The following is a 14,307-nucleotide window of genomic DNA, read 5'->3' as shown; positions in this document are numbered from 1 at the left end:
ATAACTAAAGAACTACGTTGCCAGTTAAAATAATTTTGTTTTTGTTCTAGAAATCGAAATTATCTGAGCCAAAATCGTATTTATTTTCTTCTTCTTCTTTGTTAAGAACACCAGCTTTTTGATATTCGGACACACGTTTTTCGAAGAAGTTTGTTTTTCCTTGTAATGAAATCATATCCATGAAATCAAAAGGGTTTGCTGTATTATAAACTTTTTCACAGCCAAGATCCTGAAGTAAACCATCTGTTACAAACTCTAGATATTGTGACATTAATTTAGAATTCATACCAATTAGGCTTACAGGAAGTGATTCTGTAATAAATTCTCTCTCTATGTTTAAGGCATCAACCAAAATTTCTTTAATACGATCTTTTGGGACTTTGTTTATTAAGTGATGCTCATGTAGGTGCACGGCAAAATCGCAGTGCATTCCTTCATCACGTGAAATCAACTCATTAGAAAACGTTAAGCCTGGCATTAAACCACGTTTTTTTAACCAGAATATTGAGCAAAATGAACCAGAAAAGAAAATACCTTCAACAGCAGCAAATGCAATTAAACGCTCAGCGAAACTTGGAGATTCTATCCATTTTAATGCCCAATCTGCTTTTTTCTTAATTGCAGGAAAGGTTTCAATAGCATGAAATAATTTGTCTTTTTCTTTTTCGTCTTTAACATAGGTGTCAATCAATAAAGAATACGTTTCACTATGAATGTTTTCCATCATAATTTGAAAACCATAGAAAAACTTGGCTTCGCTATATTGAACTTCGTTTACAAAGTTTTCAGCTAAATTTTCGTTGACGATACCATCACTAGCAGCAAAAAATGCTAGTACGTGCTTTATAAAGTAACGCTCATCGTCAGTTAATTTACTTGTCCAATCGGTTAAGTCTTGATGTAGATCGATTTCTTCTGCAGTCCACATACTCGCTTCAGATTTTTTATACCATTCCCATAGATCATGATGTTGAATAGGAAAAATAACGAATCGGTCTTTGTTTTCTTGCAAAATTGGTTCTACAACTTGAGACATTTTAATTGTGTTTTTGATTTAAAAATTCATTGAAAAATTTCGTGTGATTTGGGACTAACAAAGATTGAAAAATGTATGAGATATTTTACCGTTTTTTCGGAAACCTTTTCAACAAGTTTTTAACAATTGATAAATTGATAAAAAATTTAAACATTTGTTAAAAAAAATCATAAATAACTGTATATCAATTAATTAAAATTAAAAAAATAAATTAAAAAAAGTAAGTATAATCCTATTAAATGAGCAGTAGCAAGCGATGTTTACTGCTTCGAATAAATTGTGAAATGATGTTCAAAAACAAACAAAAAAAGAGAGCTTTAACAAGCCCTCTTCAATCCCTAATAATTAATTAAACTAACTAAAATTATTAATAGTTAATAGTAATATGATGACCTTAAAATAAAAAAGTCAGGTTTGACCCTGACTTTTTATGATTAATAGCATTTAATCAAAATAGTGAATCCCCACGATCACTCTTTATTTTAATACAAAATGTATGGTCGGTCATTAATTGGTGTCGTCAAATATGAAGCTTTTAAGTTAATACTCAAATTGAATTTGTGTAGTTGGTAATGAAAAGTGTATAGTTGGTATTGTCAATTTTAAGCAAACCTTTAAAAGTCTATTTTTAACACAATACACACAAAAGAAGGCTAACCATACATATTGCAGAAATTTTATTACTTATTATTATATATTTGATATTATGATAAAAGCAGTAATAGTAGACGATGAGCCAAAAGCTATCCAAAGTTTATCCTGGGAGCTTTCTAATTTTAGTAGTGATATTGAAGTCATTCAAACTTTTTCAAATCCAGAAGAGGCTATCGTTTATCTTAATGCTAACACTCTTGATTGTTTGTTTTTAGACATACAAATGCCAACGATGGATGGTTTTCAGTTTCTGGAAAAATTATCTAACAAAGAGTTTGCAGTAGTCATTACAACGGCCTATGATGAATATGCTATAAAGGCATTAAAACATGAAGCTATTGATTATTTATTAAAGCCTATAGATTCTGACGATCTTGAGGCAACGATTGAAAAAATAAAAAAGCACAATTACAGAGCTTTAAATGTTTCAAAAATAGAAGAGGTTCTCACTAATTTTAATGGTAAGCTTGATAAAAAGCGAATTACAATTAATACCGATGGGAAGCTTATTTTTTTAAACATTGATGATATTCTTTATGTAGAATCTGACGGAAACTACAGCACCATTTTTTTAGAGGCAGCTCAGAAATTAGTCATTACAAAAAAACTAAAAGAGGTTGATGCTATTTTGCCAGAGTACTGTTTTTTTAGAATACATAATTCGTACATCATCAATCTTAATAAGATTAAAGAGTTTATTAAAAGTGAAGGTTATGTGGTGATGCAATCCAATCATAAAATTCCTGTCGCTAGACAGCGAAAATCAGATTTTTTAGAGAAATTATAAGATGAATCATCTTCAAAACATACTCATTTACATTGTCAAAATTAAATTGTTAGTGGTTTTGATGTTTTGTTTTACGGTATGCTTTGCTTTTCAGGCACAGGATAATTTAGAGTCAGACTTTAGTTCTAGAATAAAGACGATTACAACTTCTAAGCCAAGAGATTATACATTATTGGATTCTGTGTTTTCAGAATTTAAAAAAGACACCATAAAAATGAACACTTTAGCTCGCATGTCTAAAGTGTCCAGCTATCCAGAAGGCGAAAGCTTTGCATTAAATGCTTTAGGTGTGTATTTTAGAAATAATTCGCTTTATGAACGAGCCATTAAAATGCACGAAAAAGCGAATGCCCTTGCCTTAGAGACTAATAATTTAGAGTTAAGAGTTGTCAATCTTAATAATATAGGTGTCGTTTATAGAAGAATGGATCTTGTAAAACCTGCATTAGATTTTCATACAAAGGCTCTTGATATTGCCAGATCTGTAGATAATCCTTCAGAAGAAATAAAATATAACATTGCCGTTTCTCAAAACAGTATTGGTAATATTTATTTGGTGCTCGAACAATATGAACTTGCTAAGCGTCAGTTTCAAAAATCTTTAATAATTGAAAAAGAAGCAGATAATAAATTAGGGTTGGCCATCAATTATCAAAATATAGGTTTTGCTTATGAGGCTCAAGGAGAATTAGATAACGCATTGAGGAATTACGAACGTTCTTTAGACTACAATAATCAAATTGATTCAGAACTTGGACGTGTGATTTGCTACAATAGTATTGGGAAAGTATATATTAAACAAGAACAATTTAATGATGCTAAGCTTATTATTGAAAAAGCGCTTGAAAAGGCATTAGGTATTGGAGATCAGTTTTATGTAGCATCCTCTTACATTAATTTGGGGTGGGCTCAAAAGCATTTAGGGTTGAATGATTTGTCTGAAATAAATCTGAAAACAGGTTTGAATCTTGCAAATACATATGGTTTAAAATCTTCGATTGTTGAAGCCCAGAAACATTTGTCGGATTTATATGAATTAACCAATAAGCCAAATTTAGCCTTAAATGCTTACAGAGAGGCAGTTGAATTAGAAAAAACCATTGCTAATGACCGTAATTTGAGGTATGTTAATGATGTTATAATTCAATACGAAAACGAAGCTAAAAACAACCAGATAAAAGCATTAGCTGATGAAAATGAATTGGTAAAATCCAGATTAGAGCGCAATAAAAAATTATTTTGGTATTCAATACTCGCTTTAGCAATACTTGTTGCCATCATGATTGCACTTTACAGAACCAGGCAATTGAAACAAGAAAAGCATATACTAACACTTGAGCAAGATATGTTGCGAAGTCAGATGAATCCACATTTTATTTTTAACTCGCTTAATTCTATCAAACTATATATTATTAATAATGAAAAAGAAAATGCAGTGTACTATCTTAATAAATTCTCGAAACTTATTAGGAAAATTTTAGTAGCCTCTACTGAAAAGGAAATTTCTTTAGCAGATGAATTAGATACGATGAAGCTTTATATGAATATTGAGAACATAAGATTTTCTAATGAAATCCGTTTTGAAATTAATATTGAAGACGATATCAATACAGCTGGTATAAAAGTGCCCTCAATGATTTTACAGCCTTTTTTAGAAAACGCACTTTGGCATGGCTTATCATCTAAAAATGAAGGTGAAAAAAGAATTACACTTTGTGTCTATCGAACAAGTGAAAACTTTGTAAACATTTCAATAGAAGATAATGGTATAGGAAGAATACGTTCAACAAAAATCAATAAAGGTAAATTGTTAAAGCGAAAATCTGTTGGTATTTCGCTAACCAAAGCAAGATTAGCAAATTTTTCTAAAGGTTATGTAAGCGATTACAAAATCACGATTGAAGATATTTATGATCGTAATCATAAAGCACAAGGTACAAGAGTTGTTGTAGAAATCCCTACAATATCTATAGTTTCAAAAGCTGTTTAATTACCAAAGGTACCCATCATAGAATTGTATTTAGTAGTGTCAATTGAAAAATCAGTTTTCTCAAGCCCAATACACTCCATAGTCATGGTGTTTTTATCATTTTTTTTGTCGGTATACATCATTTCCATCATAAGACCATTTTTGGCATATTTTGCCATGATGCTAGGGTTAAATCCTTTTGGAATCGTTTTTTGATTCATTCCCCAAACTTTATTAAAACTTAAAGGCACATCGTCTGTAATGTAGAATCTAATTTTAGAATCATTGCTTTCTCCTTCAAATCCCTCACAGTGATATCCTAGAATGGTTTTAGATTCAATTTTTTTAAAGGTAACGTCATCAGAGGAGTTTTCAGACATGAAATTGCTTTCATGTATGCTGGATTTTTGCAGCATTTTATTTCCCATCATTTCCATAAACATTAAGTTGACACCACGAGAATTATCAGTAACCATAAACATCTTGGTGTTGTTGTTTCCTTCAGTCATTGCTGAGGTGTCAAACCCAAAATATTCAGCATCTTTTTTTAAATAATAATCAAGTTGAGCGTCATTTTTTTTGTGAGTTATTTTCAATTTATAGACGTAGTCAAAATCATAGGTCTTTGGCAACTCTGCATTAGATTTCGTTTGCGCTGAAATATGACATAAACAGAAGAAAAAGGCAAAGTAAAAGGTAAGTCTAATAGTGTGTTTAGTTTTCATAAGTTTAAAAATTGTAGAATTAACAATCTGAAAATTAAACAAATAAAAAACAAATATGAAATGCTATTGTATAATTGGCTGAAGATATTGTATTGTTGGTAAATCGCTATTTATAAGTTTCAGCTACTTTTTCTAATTCTGTATACCAATCCTCACCAAACTTTCTGATTAATGCCTCTTTGACAAATTTGTAAACCGGAACCTGAAGTTCTTTGCCTAAAACACAAGCGTCGTCGCAAATGTCCCATTTGTCATAATTTACTGCAGAAAATTCAGAATAATCCTTAATTCGAATAGGATATAAATGGCAGGAAACAGGTTTTTTCCAAGAGACTTCACCTTGGTTGTAAGCTTCTTCTATGCCGCAAAGAGCCGTTTTTTTGTTATCAAAAATAACATAAGCACAATCTGCTCCATCAATCAAAGGTGTTTCAAAATCTCCAAATTCTGTAGTGATGTGTGTGCCTTGAGCTTCAATGGCTGCAATACCTTCTTTACGTAAAAAAGGTTTTACTTTTGGGTAGATGTCCTTCAAAATTTTCACCTCTTTAGAATCCAGAGGAGCGCCAGCATCACCATCAATACAACACGCACCTTTGCATGCCGAAAGATTACACACAAAATCTTTTTCAATAATGTTTTCAGAAACAATAGTTTTTCCTAATTGAAACATGGAGGTTTTAACTTTTAAACAGGTTGCAAAAATAGTTAAACTTTACCATTTTTTAACGTTATAAATCTTTCTTAAAGACTTACTTTTGCCGAAAATTTGGAAGTCATGGATATTCAATTGAATTTTAAAGAAATATTTACTGCATTTATGGCTCTGTTTGCAGTTATTGATATTGTTGGAAATATTCCAATTATTATTGATTTACGAAAAAAAGTTGGACATATACAAAGTGAAAAGGCATCAATAATAGCAGGTGTAATTATGATTATTTTTCTATTTATAGGAAAGAGTTTGCTTAATTTGATTGGTATTGACGTAAATTCTTTTGCAGTTGCAGGTGCATTTGTCATCTTTTTTATTGCCTTAGAAATGATTTTAGGAATAACCTTATATAAAGACGATGGTTCTGGCGCAATGACAGCCTCTGTATTTCCATTGGCATTTCCACTCATTGCAGGACCTGGAAGTTTAACGACCTTATTATCTCTAAGAGCCGAATTTGCTATTGAAAACATAATTATTGCAGTTATATCTAACGTTATTGTTATCTTTATTGTGCTTAAAACGTCTACTAAAATTGAACATGTTTTAGGTAAAAATGGAATAAATATTATTAGAAAAGTGTTTGGTGTGGTGTTGTTGGCCATTGCAGTAAAACTCTTTGCTCACAATATTAAAGCGCTTTTTGAGCTCGCATAAATTTAGATTTTAAAATGAGCCATGCCAATTATTGAAATTAACCGAAGTGTTTTATGGTGAATTACACCTGACCAACAAAGAATAAATAAAAATAAACAGATGAAACTATTTACCATCATCATCACAGTTATTGCTATTGCGCTAATTGGGTATAATGTTACTCAAATTAATTTAGAAGCTCCTTTTGAAGGGCAAAGTGTTGTTGCCCTTATTACGATTTTAGCTTCCCTTTGTGCAATTGCTTTATTACAGATTTTGAGATTATCTAAAAAAGTAGATCAACAACTTAAAAACAATAACTAATGTTTGATGTGCTTGTCGTAGGAGGAGGAGCTGCAGGCATGTCTTGCGCTTTAGTTTTAGGCTCTGCAAAGTCTAAACTTTTTGCTAAAGACAAACGCATTGGGATTGTTATGCATCAAAGAGCATCTCACTTACAAACAGCACTATTTAATAATGTGCTGGGTTTAGCTCCAGGAACCACAGGAGCATCTGTTTTAGAAGATGGGAAAATGCAGTTAGCTCAATTGTATCCTCATGTTGAGCAAATTGAAAATGAAAAAGTAATATCGATTATTAAAACTTCGGAAGGATTTCTCATTACGACTAACAAAAACACCTATGAATCAAAATTGGTTGTTGTTGCTGTAGGTTATACAAATTTAGTTTCAATTGAGGGACTTGATGCCTACCTGGAGCCTCACCCAAGAGCAGCCATTGAGAAAGAGCGTATCTGGTTGAAGAACCACAATCATATAGTCGACAAAAATCTTTATGTAGCAGGTACGATGGCTGGATGGCGAAGTCAGTTTGCTATAGCTTCAGGAAGTGGAGCACAAGTAGCAACAGATATTTTAACACTATGGAATGACGGTAAGCACACCAAAATTCACGATAAAATTTAGTATTCTACTCGTTTAGAGTCTCATTAGACTTACTCAGCAAAATGACCTCTTCAATCATGATGTCAGTTTGGTTGACAATTTGTTCAGAAACATTACTGTTGTATAATTGACTGGCTAATTCTGCTTTTATAAGTTGTTTCATTTGATTGTAATAACTAACAAATGAAATATCAGTTCTTTCTTTTAAATTGAGAAAATCTTGAAACTTTTCAACCACTGCATCATCAACATTAAAGTTATTGATAAAGTCTGAAGCACTTATGCTATCATAAACAGTTCGGTCTTTATCTAATTCTTCAAATACAAAATTACTAACGTAACCTCGACGTTTGATATAGTTTAGGGTTTCATTTTGAGCACTGGTATTGAGTGGAACAAAAACATCAGGAATAATGCCACCACCTCCATAAACTACCTTGCCATTTGGAGTTGTAAACTTTAATGAATCTGAAATTTTAATATTTTCAGAGTTTTCAAATTCACCATTTCTAAGACGTTTATAATAATCGTTATGGTAGTCTTTGTTATTGCCATTATCATAAGGACGTTGAATAGAACGACCAGTGGGTGTGTAATATCTGGAAACGGTTAGCCGAACTGCACTGCCATCTCCAAGAGACATTTCACGTTGTACCAAGCCTTTACCATAACTACGTCTTCCTATAATGGTTCCTTTATCATTATCTTGTAAAGCTCCAGCAACAATTTCACTTGCTGAAGCAGAGTTTTCGTTGATAAGAATATACACATCTCCTTCCTCAAAATCACCACGTCTTGTAGCAAAGCTTTTTTCAATATTACCAGCTTTATTTTTAGTGAATAATATAAGTTTATCGTCTTCTAGAAATTCATCAGCAATTTGTTCTGCAATTCCCAGAAAACCACCAGGATTATCACGAAGGTCTAGTGCTAATTTTGTGGCACCTTGTTCTTGAAGTTTACGCAATGCTTTTTTAAATTCTTTATAGGTAGACTCTGCAAATCGATTAATTTTGATATAGCCTAAATTGTCAGTTAGCATATAAAATGCCTCTACACTTTTTATAGGAATATCTGAATATTTCACCTTAAAGGTTAGTAATTCTTTTTCACCTGGTCGATAGACTTTAAGGGTAATCTTACTGTTTTTTTCGCCTTTTAGTTTTTTAACAATAGCCTCATTAGTCCACTCTCTTCCATAGATAGAATCACCATTTGCCATAATGATTCGGTCTCCACCTTTGATGCCTGCTTTTTCACTTGGACCACCTTCAATAGATCTAATTACGGTTACTGTATCTTTATACGTATAAAAGCTAACTCCAATACCAACAAAATCTCCTTTCATATTGTCGGTAACCCGTTGCATTTCACTTTTTGGAATATATATAGAATGCGGATCGAGATTATCTAATATACCATTAACAGTAACGTCAACAATACTGTCTGTGTTTACTTGGTCAACATATTCATAATCGATATAATCTATAAGTCTGTTGAGTTTGTCTTTTTTGCTATTGGTAGTAAACAAGCGATCAGAGGTGTCTGTGAAATTTAGCTTTCCACCAATAAATACACCAAGAGCGATGGCAATTCCTAATAATAATGGTATGTATTTTTTTTGAAAGTTCATTTACGCTGTTAAATCTTCGATGAGTTCCAGAGCTATTCCAGCTTTTTTTAGAAACTGAAGTCCAGAGTCATCTTTATATCCTTCATGATATACAACACGAATGATGCCAGCTTGATGTATAAGCTTGCTACATTCTTTGCATGGCGAAAGTGTAATATATAAAGTAGCTCCTTTGCCAGATTGTGTTGAGGCTGCTACTTTAAGGATGGCATTGGCTTCGGCATGAAGTACATACCACTTAGTATAACCATCGTCATCTTCACAGTAATTTTCAAACCCAGTTGGAGTTCCATTATAACCATCAGAAATAATCATTCTATCTTTTACAATTAAAGCACCTACTTGTTTGCGTTTGCAATGTGAGAGTTTACCCCATTCTTTAGCAATTCTTAAGTAGGCTTTATCATAACGAAGCTGTTTTTCTTTCGACATTTTAATTTTTTAAAATCTTTATAACGAATATAATCGGTTCATATTTTAATTACAAAGTATTATAGCTTAAAGGTGAACACTTTTCAAAAGTAATGATTATAAAAAAGGGATGAACATTAAATTTTGAGGATTACGTTAAAGTTTTACAAAAAAACAGATTGCTTTCTTAATTTTTTAAGAGAAGATGCTGCTATTGATAAGTATTGGAATTAAGCTGCCTAAAACAATAGCCGAAATTACCATAATCCAATCCCGTTTAGAAAATCTAAATAGGGTTTGACAAAGAAAACTCAAAAAGACAATTATGAATGCTACTATAAGTTGACCTATTTCCAAGCCAAGAGCGATTTCTAAAATGGCCAGTAGTTTGTTTTCAGAAGCTGTTGTTAAAGCGTTGAGGTTGTCTGCAAAACCAAGTCCATGAACCAATCCGAAAAAGAGTGTAATGAAAAAGAGAACTCCAATTTTAGTATGTAGTACTTTTTTTCCAGCTGTGAAAATATTAAATAGAGCTACAATTAAGATGATAAACGAAATCAGAAATGATATGACTTTAAGATCCACACTTATTATATTATAAGTCACCAAACTCAAAGATAAACAGTGTCCAACTGTAAAGACAGTTATTAATAATAAGATTCGTTTCCAGTCTTTAAAGAGGTAAGGAAGTATTAAAACTATTAAAAAAAGAATATGCTCATAAGCATTAATATGAAGGACATGGTAGATGCCATCTTGCAGGTTTGATATAAAATTATCTATCATGGTTTATGTGTTTGGGTTATTTCAAAGTTACATTTTAAAATTTATACTTAAATACAAACTCACAAGAAAAGTAGTGAGTTATTATAAACTGAAAAGAAGAAAAATATTTTCTTTAATATTTCGTTTGATGCAAGAAATGCAAAATAATTTTATTTAACTTCGTATAAAAGTTAAATTAACTAAGGAGTAATAGAACGTTAAACCTTTGTACTCTGATGTGAATTTTATTTTTTAATTACAATTTTTTTATATCTTTAACGCTTAAACTAATAAAATTAAGAACTAGAACGATGAAAAGACTATTTTCTATCTTAGCCATAGCAGGATTAATGGCTTTCACTACTACTGTAAATGCTGCAACAACAATTGCAACTACACTACAAGACGCAGATGTACCAACTGAAGAATTATCTTTTACACAACAGGTAAAAGAGCGTTTTATTGAAGGTGGACCATTCTTTATGGGTATTGTATTGCTGTGTTTAATCTTAGGATTGGCAATCGCTATTGAAAGAATTATTTATTTAAATCTTGCGACTACAAACACAAAAAAATTAACTCAAAATGTTGAAGATGCTCTTCAATCAGGTGGTGTTGAAGCAGCTAAAGAAGTTTGCAGAAACACAAAAGGACCTGTTGCATCTATTTTTTACCAAGGTTTAGATAGAGCCGATGAAGATATTGATGCTGCTGAAAAAGCTGTTGTAGCTTATGGAGGTGTGCAAATGGGACAATTAGAAAAGAATGTGTCTTGGATTTCGTTATTTATTGCATTGGCACCAATGCTTGGTTTCATGGGAACTGTACTCGGTATGATTGATGCCTTCGATAAAATTGAAGCTGCAGGTGACATGAACCCTTCATTAGTTGCTGGTGGTATTAAAGTGGCTTTATTAACAACAGTATTTGGTCTGATTGTTGCTATTATATTACAAATCTTTTACAATTACATTATCTCTAAAATTGATAGTATCGTTAATGATATGGAAGATGCTTCAATAACTTTAATGGATTTATTGGTAAGACACAAAAAGTAATAATCATTTATTAAATCATACATAATATGAATATTCAAAAAATAATCAAAATTGGTGCTTTAGTAATTGGTCTGATTGCAGTTTACTTCTTAGTAAGAATAATGATGCTTGGCGATGATGCTATTGAGGCTGATGTAGCAAACCAAAGTGTTTTAACGGGTTTTGCAAATTTGGCTTATGTTGTTCTTGCAATTGCAGCGATATCTGCTCTCCTATTTAGTCTGATAAACTTATTTAGTCATCCAGATAAACTTAAGAAAGCATTAATCTCTTTAGGTGCTTTTGCTCTTGTTTTAATAATCGCATGGTTTGCATCCTCAGGAGAAGAACGACTTTTAGACGAAGGAAAAGTTTTAACTGCAGGAGAATCTCAAATGGTTGAAGCAGGAATCAAAGCATTCTACATTTTAATTTTGTTAGCAGCAGGTCTAATGTTGTTTTTCGGAGTTAAAAAGACGTTAAGTAAATAAAAATACAAACTAAATTATGGCAAAACGATCAGCACCAGAAGTAAATGCAGGATCTATGGCTGATATTGCATTCTTATTGCTCATATTCTTCTTGGTAACTACAACTATACCTAAAGATTCAGGTATTACGCGTAAGTTACCTCCAATTGAAGAAAATGACGAGGATGTAATTATCAAAGAGAAGAATATTTTTACCGTATTGTTAAATGGTAAAGATCAGCTTCTAGTTGAAGATGAATTAATGGAAATAAAAAATCTGAGACAAGCAGCAGTAAAATTTCTTGATAACGGAGGAGATGGAACTTGTTCTTATTGTAGAGGTGCAAAAGACCCTAAATCTTCTGATAATCCTGATAAAGCAATTATTTCATTGAAAAATGACAGACAAACTTCTTATGCTGCTTACATTACAGTTCAAAATGAATTAGTAGCTGCTTATAACCAGCTTCGTAATAGAAGAGCTTTAGAAATCGGTCCTAAGAAAGGGTTTCCTGACATGGATTTTATAGCAATGGAAAAAGCATATGATGATGTAAAATTTTCTGGAAACAAAGAAAAACTTAAAGAAGTCATTGAACAAATCAAGATTGAGATTCCTCAAAAGCTTTCTGAAGTAGAATAATCAAAACATAACACATGTCTAAATTTAAAAGTAAAAAAGATAATAGTTTGCCTGCTGTAAATACGGCATCTTTACCAGATATTGTATTTATGTTATTGTTCTTCTTTATGGTAGTAACAGTAATGAGAGAAGACAATTTGTTAATTGAAAACAGGTTACCTCAGGCAGACCAAGTTGAAAAACTCGATAAAAAATATCCAATCAGTTATATTTATGTTGGTAAACCTGCCAAAGGTTATGAGAAATTTGGTACTGAAGCCCGTTTACAACTAAATGATAAGTTGGCAGAAATTAGTGAAGTTCAAGCTTTTATAAATGCCGAAAGAGCTGCATTACGTGAAGAGTTAGTTCCTAAATTAACAGTGTCATTAAAAGTTGACAGAGAGGCTAACATGGGTATCGTAGGTGATATTAAAAAGGAGCTTAGAAAGGCAAGCGCATTCAGAATTAATTATACCACTGCAACTGGAGATGCTAAAGCTAATCTAGATAAGTAGTTTAAGAACTTAAATCAATTAAATAAAACAAAAGCATCCTAATACAGGATGCTTTTTTTTATGTTAGCCTCTAAATCTTTTTATCACTATTGCGTTATATTTGTACTATGAAAGCTAAGCTCTCTTATTTATTTTTTATAGTCTTGGGATGCTACATGTCTGATGCACAAAATCAAGCAGATACATCAGTTAAGTCAGATACAACTACTGTAGTAGATGATAAATACAGAGAAGATCAGTTTTATGTATCGGTTACTTATAACCTGTTGGGAAATAAACCTGATGGTGTCTCTCAAAGTGGTTTTTCTAGTGGGTATCATTTTGGATTTATCAGAGATATACCAATTAATAAAAGAAGAAATCTAGCCCTAGGTGTTGGTATTGGACTTTCTGCAAATTCATATAACCAAACCTTGCAGATTTCTAAAAATGATAATGATTTTCAGTATGTTGTATTAAATGATAATGAAATTGCATACAGTAAAAACAAGTTTACGACTTACCTAGTAGAGTTTCCTATTGAGTTTAGATGGCGAACTTCTACAGCTATCGAATACGATTTTTGGCGAATTTATACAGGCGTAAAATTTGGTTATATTTTATTTAATTCTTCAAAGTTTAACAGTGCAGGAAATGATATAAAATTGTCTAACATTGATGATTTTAATGCCTTTCAATATGGTTTGACTTTTAGTGCAGGATATTCAAATATTAGTTTTCATTTATATTATGGACTCAATCAAATTTTTAATAATGCAACGCTAGAAGATGGAGCGTCTATTGATATGAATTCTGTACGAATAGGGTTGATGTTTTATATCTTATAAGGGCTTTAAATCCAGTAATTTAACAAAACTAACTGTGGCATCAAGCCTATAAAAAAACCAATAATTAACTCTATGGTTGTGTGGGCTTTTAAGTGCAATCTTGATGTTGCAATAGCGCCTAAAATGATACACATCAATGCAATAGTTCCATTTATATTAATCTTAAAATGAATGCCTAACGCTACGGCAAACATAAAAAATCCTGCAGCAGCTATCATATGAATGCTGGCCTTGAACTTGACAACAGCCAATGCAAAACAGGTTATTGTAGAGATTAAAATACCAATAAAAAAGAAATATAATTCGGGAATTTCATTTTGAGGGAGTACTCTAATTAACACTAAAACAATGATAAGACTGTTTAGCAACAGCGGAAGCTTACGCTCGTCTGTAGTTTCAAGATATACCGAATTTACTTTTTTTAACGTTTTTAAAAGATAATACAGTAACAACGGAAGAATTACAGTTAATATCGTAATAGAAAACAGTTTTGCTATAAGAACGGAATCTGGAATAAAGCGAGGAGTCTTCGAAAAATAAAAAATAACTCCTAAGAGAGGCATTAGTAAGGGATGAAAAATAAACGATATGCTTTTT

17 protein-coding genes are annotated in these 14,307 nt (G+C 31.7%); 10 read left to right on the top strand and 7 right to left on the bottom strand.

The genetic code is table 11. The features are described 5' to 3' along the window. Positions 1 to 46 precede the first annotated feature (46 nt). Positions 47 to 1,036 carry a ribonucleotide-diphosphate reductase subunit beta gene (locus ACRHNM_RS00510; protein ID WP_431132575.1) on the bottom strand — a complete coding sequence of 330 codons (990 nt, stop codon included), beginning with the start codon at positions 1,034 to 1,036 and terminating at the stop codon, positions 47 to 49. 706 nt (positions 1,037 to 1,742) lie between these two features. On the opposite strand from ACRHNM_RS00510, the gene ACRHNM_RS00505 reads away from it, so the two are divergent. Together ACRHNM_RS00505 and ACRHNM_RS00500 are read left to right on the top strand one after the other, a co-directional pair. After that, on the top strand, positions 1,743 to 2,477 hold the full coding sequence (locus tag ACRHNM_RS00505) for a LytR/AlgR family response regulator transcription factor (RefSeq protein ID WP_431132573.1): 735 nt from the start codon (positions 1,743 to 1,745) through the stop codon (positions 2,475 to 2,477). 61 nt (positions 2,478 to 2,538) lie between these two features. Next, the gene (locus ACRHNM_RS00500; protein WP_431132570.1) at positions 2,539 to 4,467 is read left to right on the top strand and encodes a tetratricopeptide repeat-containing sensor histidine kinase; all 1,929 of its coding nucleotides are present in this window, start codon (positions 2,539 to 2,541) and stop codon (positions 4,465 to 4,467) included. On the opposite strand, the gene ACRHNM_RS00495 is transcribed toward ACRHNM_RS00500, so the two are convergent. After that, complete coding sequence (locus ACRHNM_RS00495) at positions 4,464 to 5,171, bottom strand: DUF4412 domain-containing protein (RefSeq protein WP_431132568.1); 708 nt, start codon at positions 5,169 to 5,171, stop codon at positions 4,464 to 4,466. The genes ACRHNM_RS00500 and ACRHNM_RS00495 overlap by 4 nt on opposite strands. A 106-nt stretch (positions 5,172 to 5,277) precedes the next feature. After that, positions 5,278 to 5,844 (bottom strand): DUF3109 family protein, encoded by a 567-nt coding sequence (locus ACRHNM_RS00490; protein WP_431132566.1) that lies wholly within the window; start codon positions 5,842 to 5,844, stop codon positions 5,278 to 5,280. A gap of 111 nt (positions 5,845 to 5,955) precedes the next feature. Between ACRHNM_RS00490 and ACRHNM_RS00485 the strand changes: the two genes are divergently transcribed. From ACRHNM_RS00485 to ACRHNM_RS00475, 3 genes are all read left to right on the top strand, one after another. Further along, complete coding sequence (locus ACRHNM_RS00485) at positions 5,956 to 6,543, top strand: MarC family protein (RefSeq protein WP_431133990.1); 588 nt, start codon at positions 5,956 to 5,958, stop codon at positions 6,541 to 6,543. A gap of 99 nt (positions 6,544 to 6,642) precedes the next feature. Beyond that, positions 6,643 to 6,846, top strand: coding sequence for a hypothetical protein (locus ACRHNM_RS00480; protein ID WP_431132564.1), 204 nt, complete (start codon positions 6,643 to 6,645; stop codon positions 6,844 to 6,846). Next, positions 6,846 to 7,448 carry an FAD-dependent oxidoreductase gene (locus ACRHNM_RS00475; protein WP_431132562.1) on the top strand — a complete coding sequence of 201 codons (603 nt, stop codon included), beginning with the start codon at positions 6,846 to 6,848 and terminating at the stop codon, positions 7,446 to 7,448. Before ACRHNM_RS00480 ends, ACRHNM_RS00475 begins: the two co-directional genes overlap by 1 nt. Positions 7,449 to 7,452: 4 nt before the next feature. On the opposite strand, the gene ACRHNM_RS00470 is transcribed toward ACRHNM_RS00475, so the two are convergent. The 3 genes from ACRHNM_RS00470 to ACRHNM_RS00460 form a co-directional block, all read right to left on the bottom strand. Next, positions 7,453 to 9,060 (bottom strand): S41 family peptidase, encoded by a 1,608-nt coding sequence (locus ACRHNM_RS00470; RefSeq protein WP_431132560.1) that lies wholly within the window; start codon positions 9,058 to 9,060, stop codon positions 7,453 to 7,455. Next, positions 9,061 to 9,492, bottom strand: coding sequence for a deoxycytidylate deaminase (locus tag ACRHNM_RS00465; protein ID WP_431132558.1), 432 nt, complete (start codon positions 9,490 to 9,492; stop codon positions 9,061 to 9,063). A 174-nt stretch (positions 9,493 to 9,666) separates the two neighbouring features. Next, positions 9,667 to 10,257, bottom strand: a complete 591-nt coding sequence (locus ACRHNM_RS00460) for a HupE/UreJ family protein (RefSeq protein ID WP_431132556.1) — start codon at positions 10,255 to 10,257, stop codon at positions 9,667 to 9,669. Between the two features lie 290 nt (positions 10,258 to 10,547). Here ACRHNM_RS00460 and ACRHNM_RS00455 point away from each other — a divergent pair, with 290 nt between their 5' ends. The 5 genes from ACRHNM_RS00455 to ACRHNM_RS00435 all read left to right on the top strand — a co-directional run bounded on the left by ACRHNM_RS00455 (position 10,548) and on the right by ACRHNM_RS00435 (position 13,710). Further along, the gene (locus ACRHNM_RS00455) at positions 10,548 to 11,294 is read left to right on the top strand and encodes a MotA/TolQ/ExbB proton channel family protein (protein ID WP_431132554.1); all 747 of its coding nucleotides are present in this window, start codon (positions 10,548 to 10,550) and stop codon (positions 11,292 to 11,294) included. 26 nt (positions 11,295 to 11,320) lie between these two features. Then, on the top strand, positions 11,321 to 11,764 hold the full coding sequence (locus tag ACRHNM_RS00450) for a hypothetical protein (RefSeq protein WP_431132553.1): 444 nt from the start codon (positions 11,321 to 11,323) through the stop codon (positions 11,762 to 11,764). A gap of 16 nt (positions 11,765 to 11,780) precedes the next feature. Beyond that, complete coding sequence (locus ACRHNM_RS00445; protein WP_431132551.1) at positions 11,781 to 12,386, top strand: ExbD/TolR family protein; 606 nt, start codon at positions 11,781 to 11,783, stop codon at positions 12,384 to 12,386. A 14-nt stretch (positions 12,387 to 12,400) separates the two neighbouring features. Continuing rightward, the gene (locus tag ACRHNM_RS00440; RefSeq protein ID WP_431132550.1) at positions 12,401 to 12,883 is read left to right on the top strand and encodes an ExbD/TolR family protein; all 483 of its coding nucleotides are present in this window, start codon (positions 12,401 to 12,403) and stop codon (positions 12,881 to 12,883) included. 107 nt (positions 12,884 to 12,990) lie between these two features. Next, positions 12,991 to 13,710, top strand: a complete 720-nt coding sequence (locus ACRHNM_RS00435; RefSeq protein WP_431132548.1) for a porin family protein — start codon at positions 12,991 to 12,993, stop codon at positions 13,708 to 13,710. Between the two features lie 5 nt (positions 13,711 to 13,715). On the opposite strand, the gene ACRHNM_RS00430 is transcribed toward ACRHNM_RS00435, so the two are convergent. Then, positions 13,716 to 14,273 (bottom strand): hypothetical protein, encoded by a 558-nt coding sequence (locus ACRHNM_RS00430; protein ID WP_431132546.1) that lies wholly within the window; start codon positions 14,271 to 14,273, stop codon positions 13,716 to 13,718. Positions 14,274 to 14,307: the final 34 nt, after the last annotated feature.

It is taken from the genome of Psychroserpens mesophilus, from assembly GCF_050617655.1.
Lineage (GTDB): Bacteria > Bacteroidota > Bacteroidia > Flavobacteriales > Flavobacteriaceae > Psychroserpens > Psychroserpens mesophilus_A.
The sequence above is the reverse complement of the archived record's forward strand: the minus strand, read 5'-3'. Positions and strand labels throughout refer to the sequence as shown.

What these genes read in the sequence shown, in the direction of transcription:
- ACRHNM_RS00510 (WP_431132575.1), bottom strand. Translation starts at nt 1,036, where the DNA reads ATGTCTCAAGTTGTAGAACCAATTTTGCAAGAAAACAAAGACCGATTC.
- ACRHNM_RS00505 (WP_431132573.1), top strand. Translation starts at nt 1,743, where the DNA reads ATGATAAAAGCAGTAATAGTAGACGATGAGCCAAAAGCTATCCAAAGT.
- ACRHNM_RS00500 (WP_431132570.1), top strand. Translation starts at nt 2,539, where the DNA reads ATGTTTTGTTTTACGGTATGCTTTGCTTTTCAGGCACAGGATAATTTA.
- ACRHNM_RS00495 (WP_431132568.1), bottom strand. Translation starts at nt 5,171, where the DNA reads ATGAAAACTAAACACACTATTAGACTTACCTTTTACTTTGCCTTTTTC.
- ACRHNM_RS00490 (WP_431132566.1), bottom strand. Translation starts at nt 5,844, where the DNA reads ATGTTTCAATTAGGAAAAACTATTGTTTCTGAAAACATTATTGAAAAA.
- ACRHNM_RS00480 (WP_431132564.1), top strand. Translation starts at nt 6,643, where the DNA reads ATGAAACTATTTACCATCATCATCACAGTTATTGCTATTGCGCTAATT.
- ACRHNM_RS00475 (WP_431132562.1), top strand. Translation starts at nt 6,846, where the DNA reads ATGTTTGATGTGCTTGTCGTAGGAGGAGGAGCTGCAGGCATGTCTTGC.
- ACRHNM_RS00470 (WP_431132560.1), bottom strand. Translation starts at nt 9,060, where the DNA reads ATGAACTTTCAAAAAAAATACATACCATTATTATTAGGAATTGCCATC.
- ACRHNM_RS00465 (WP_431132558.1), bottom strand. Translation starts at nt 9,492, where the DNA reads ATGTCGAAAGAAAAACAGCTTCGTTATGATAAAGCCTACTTAAGAATT.
- ACRHNM_RS00460 (WP_431132556.1), bottom strand. Translation starts at nt 10,257, where the DNA reads ATGATAGATAATTTTATATCAAACCTGCAAGATGGCATCTACCATGTC.
- ACRHNM_RS00455 (WP_431132554.1), top strand. Translation starts at nt 10,548, where the DNA reads ATGAAAAGACTATTTTCTATCTTAGCCATAGCAGGATTAATGGCTTTC.
- ACRHNM_RS00450 (WP_431132553.1), top strand. Translation starts at nt 11,321, where the DNA reads ATGAATATTCAAAAAATAATCAAAATTGGTGCTTTAGTAATTGGTCTG.
- ACRHNM_RS00445 (WP_431132551.1), top strand. Translation starts at nt 11,781, where the DNA reads ATGGCAAAACGATCAGCACCAGAAGTAAATGCAGGATCTATGGCTGAT.
- ACRHNM_RS00440 (WP_431132550.1), top strand. Translation starts at nt 12,401, where the DNA reads ATGTCTAAATTTAAAAGTAAAAAAGATAATAGTTTGCCTGCTGTAAAT.
- ACRHNM_RS00435 (WP_431132548.1), top strand. Translation starts at nt 12,991, where the DNA reads ATGAAAGCTAAGCTCTCTTATTTATTTTTTATAGTCTTGGGATGCTAC.
- ACRHNM_RS00430 (WP_431132546.1), bottom strand. Translation starts at nt 14,273, where the DNA reads ATGCCTCTCTTAGGAGTTATTTTTTATTTTTCGAAGACTCCTCGCTTT.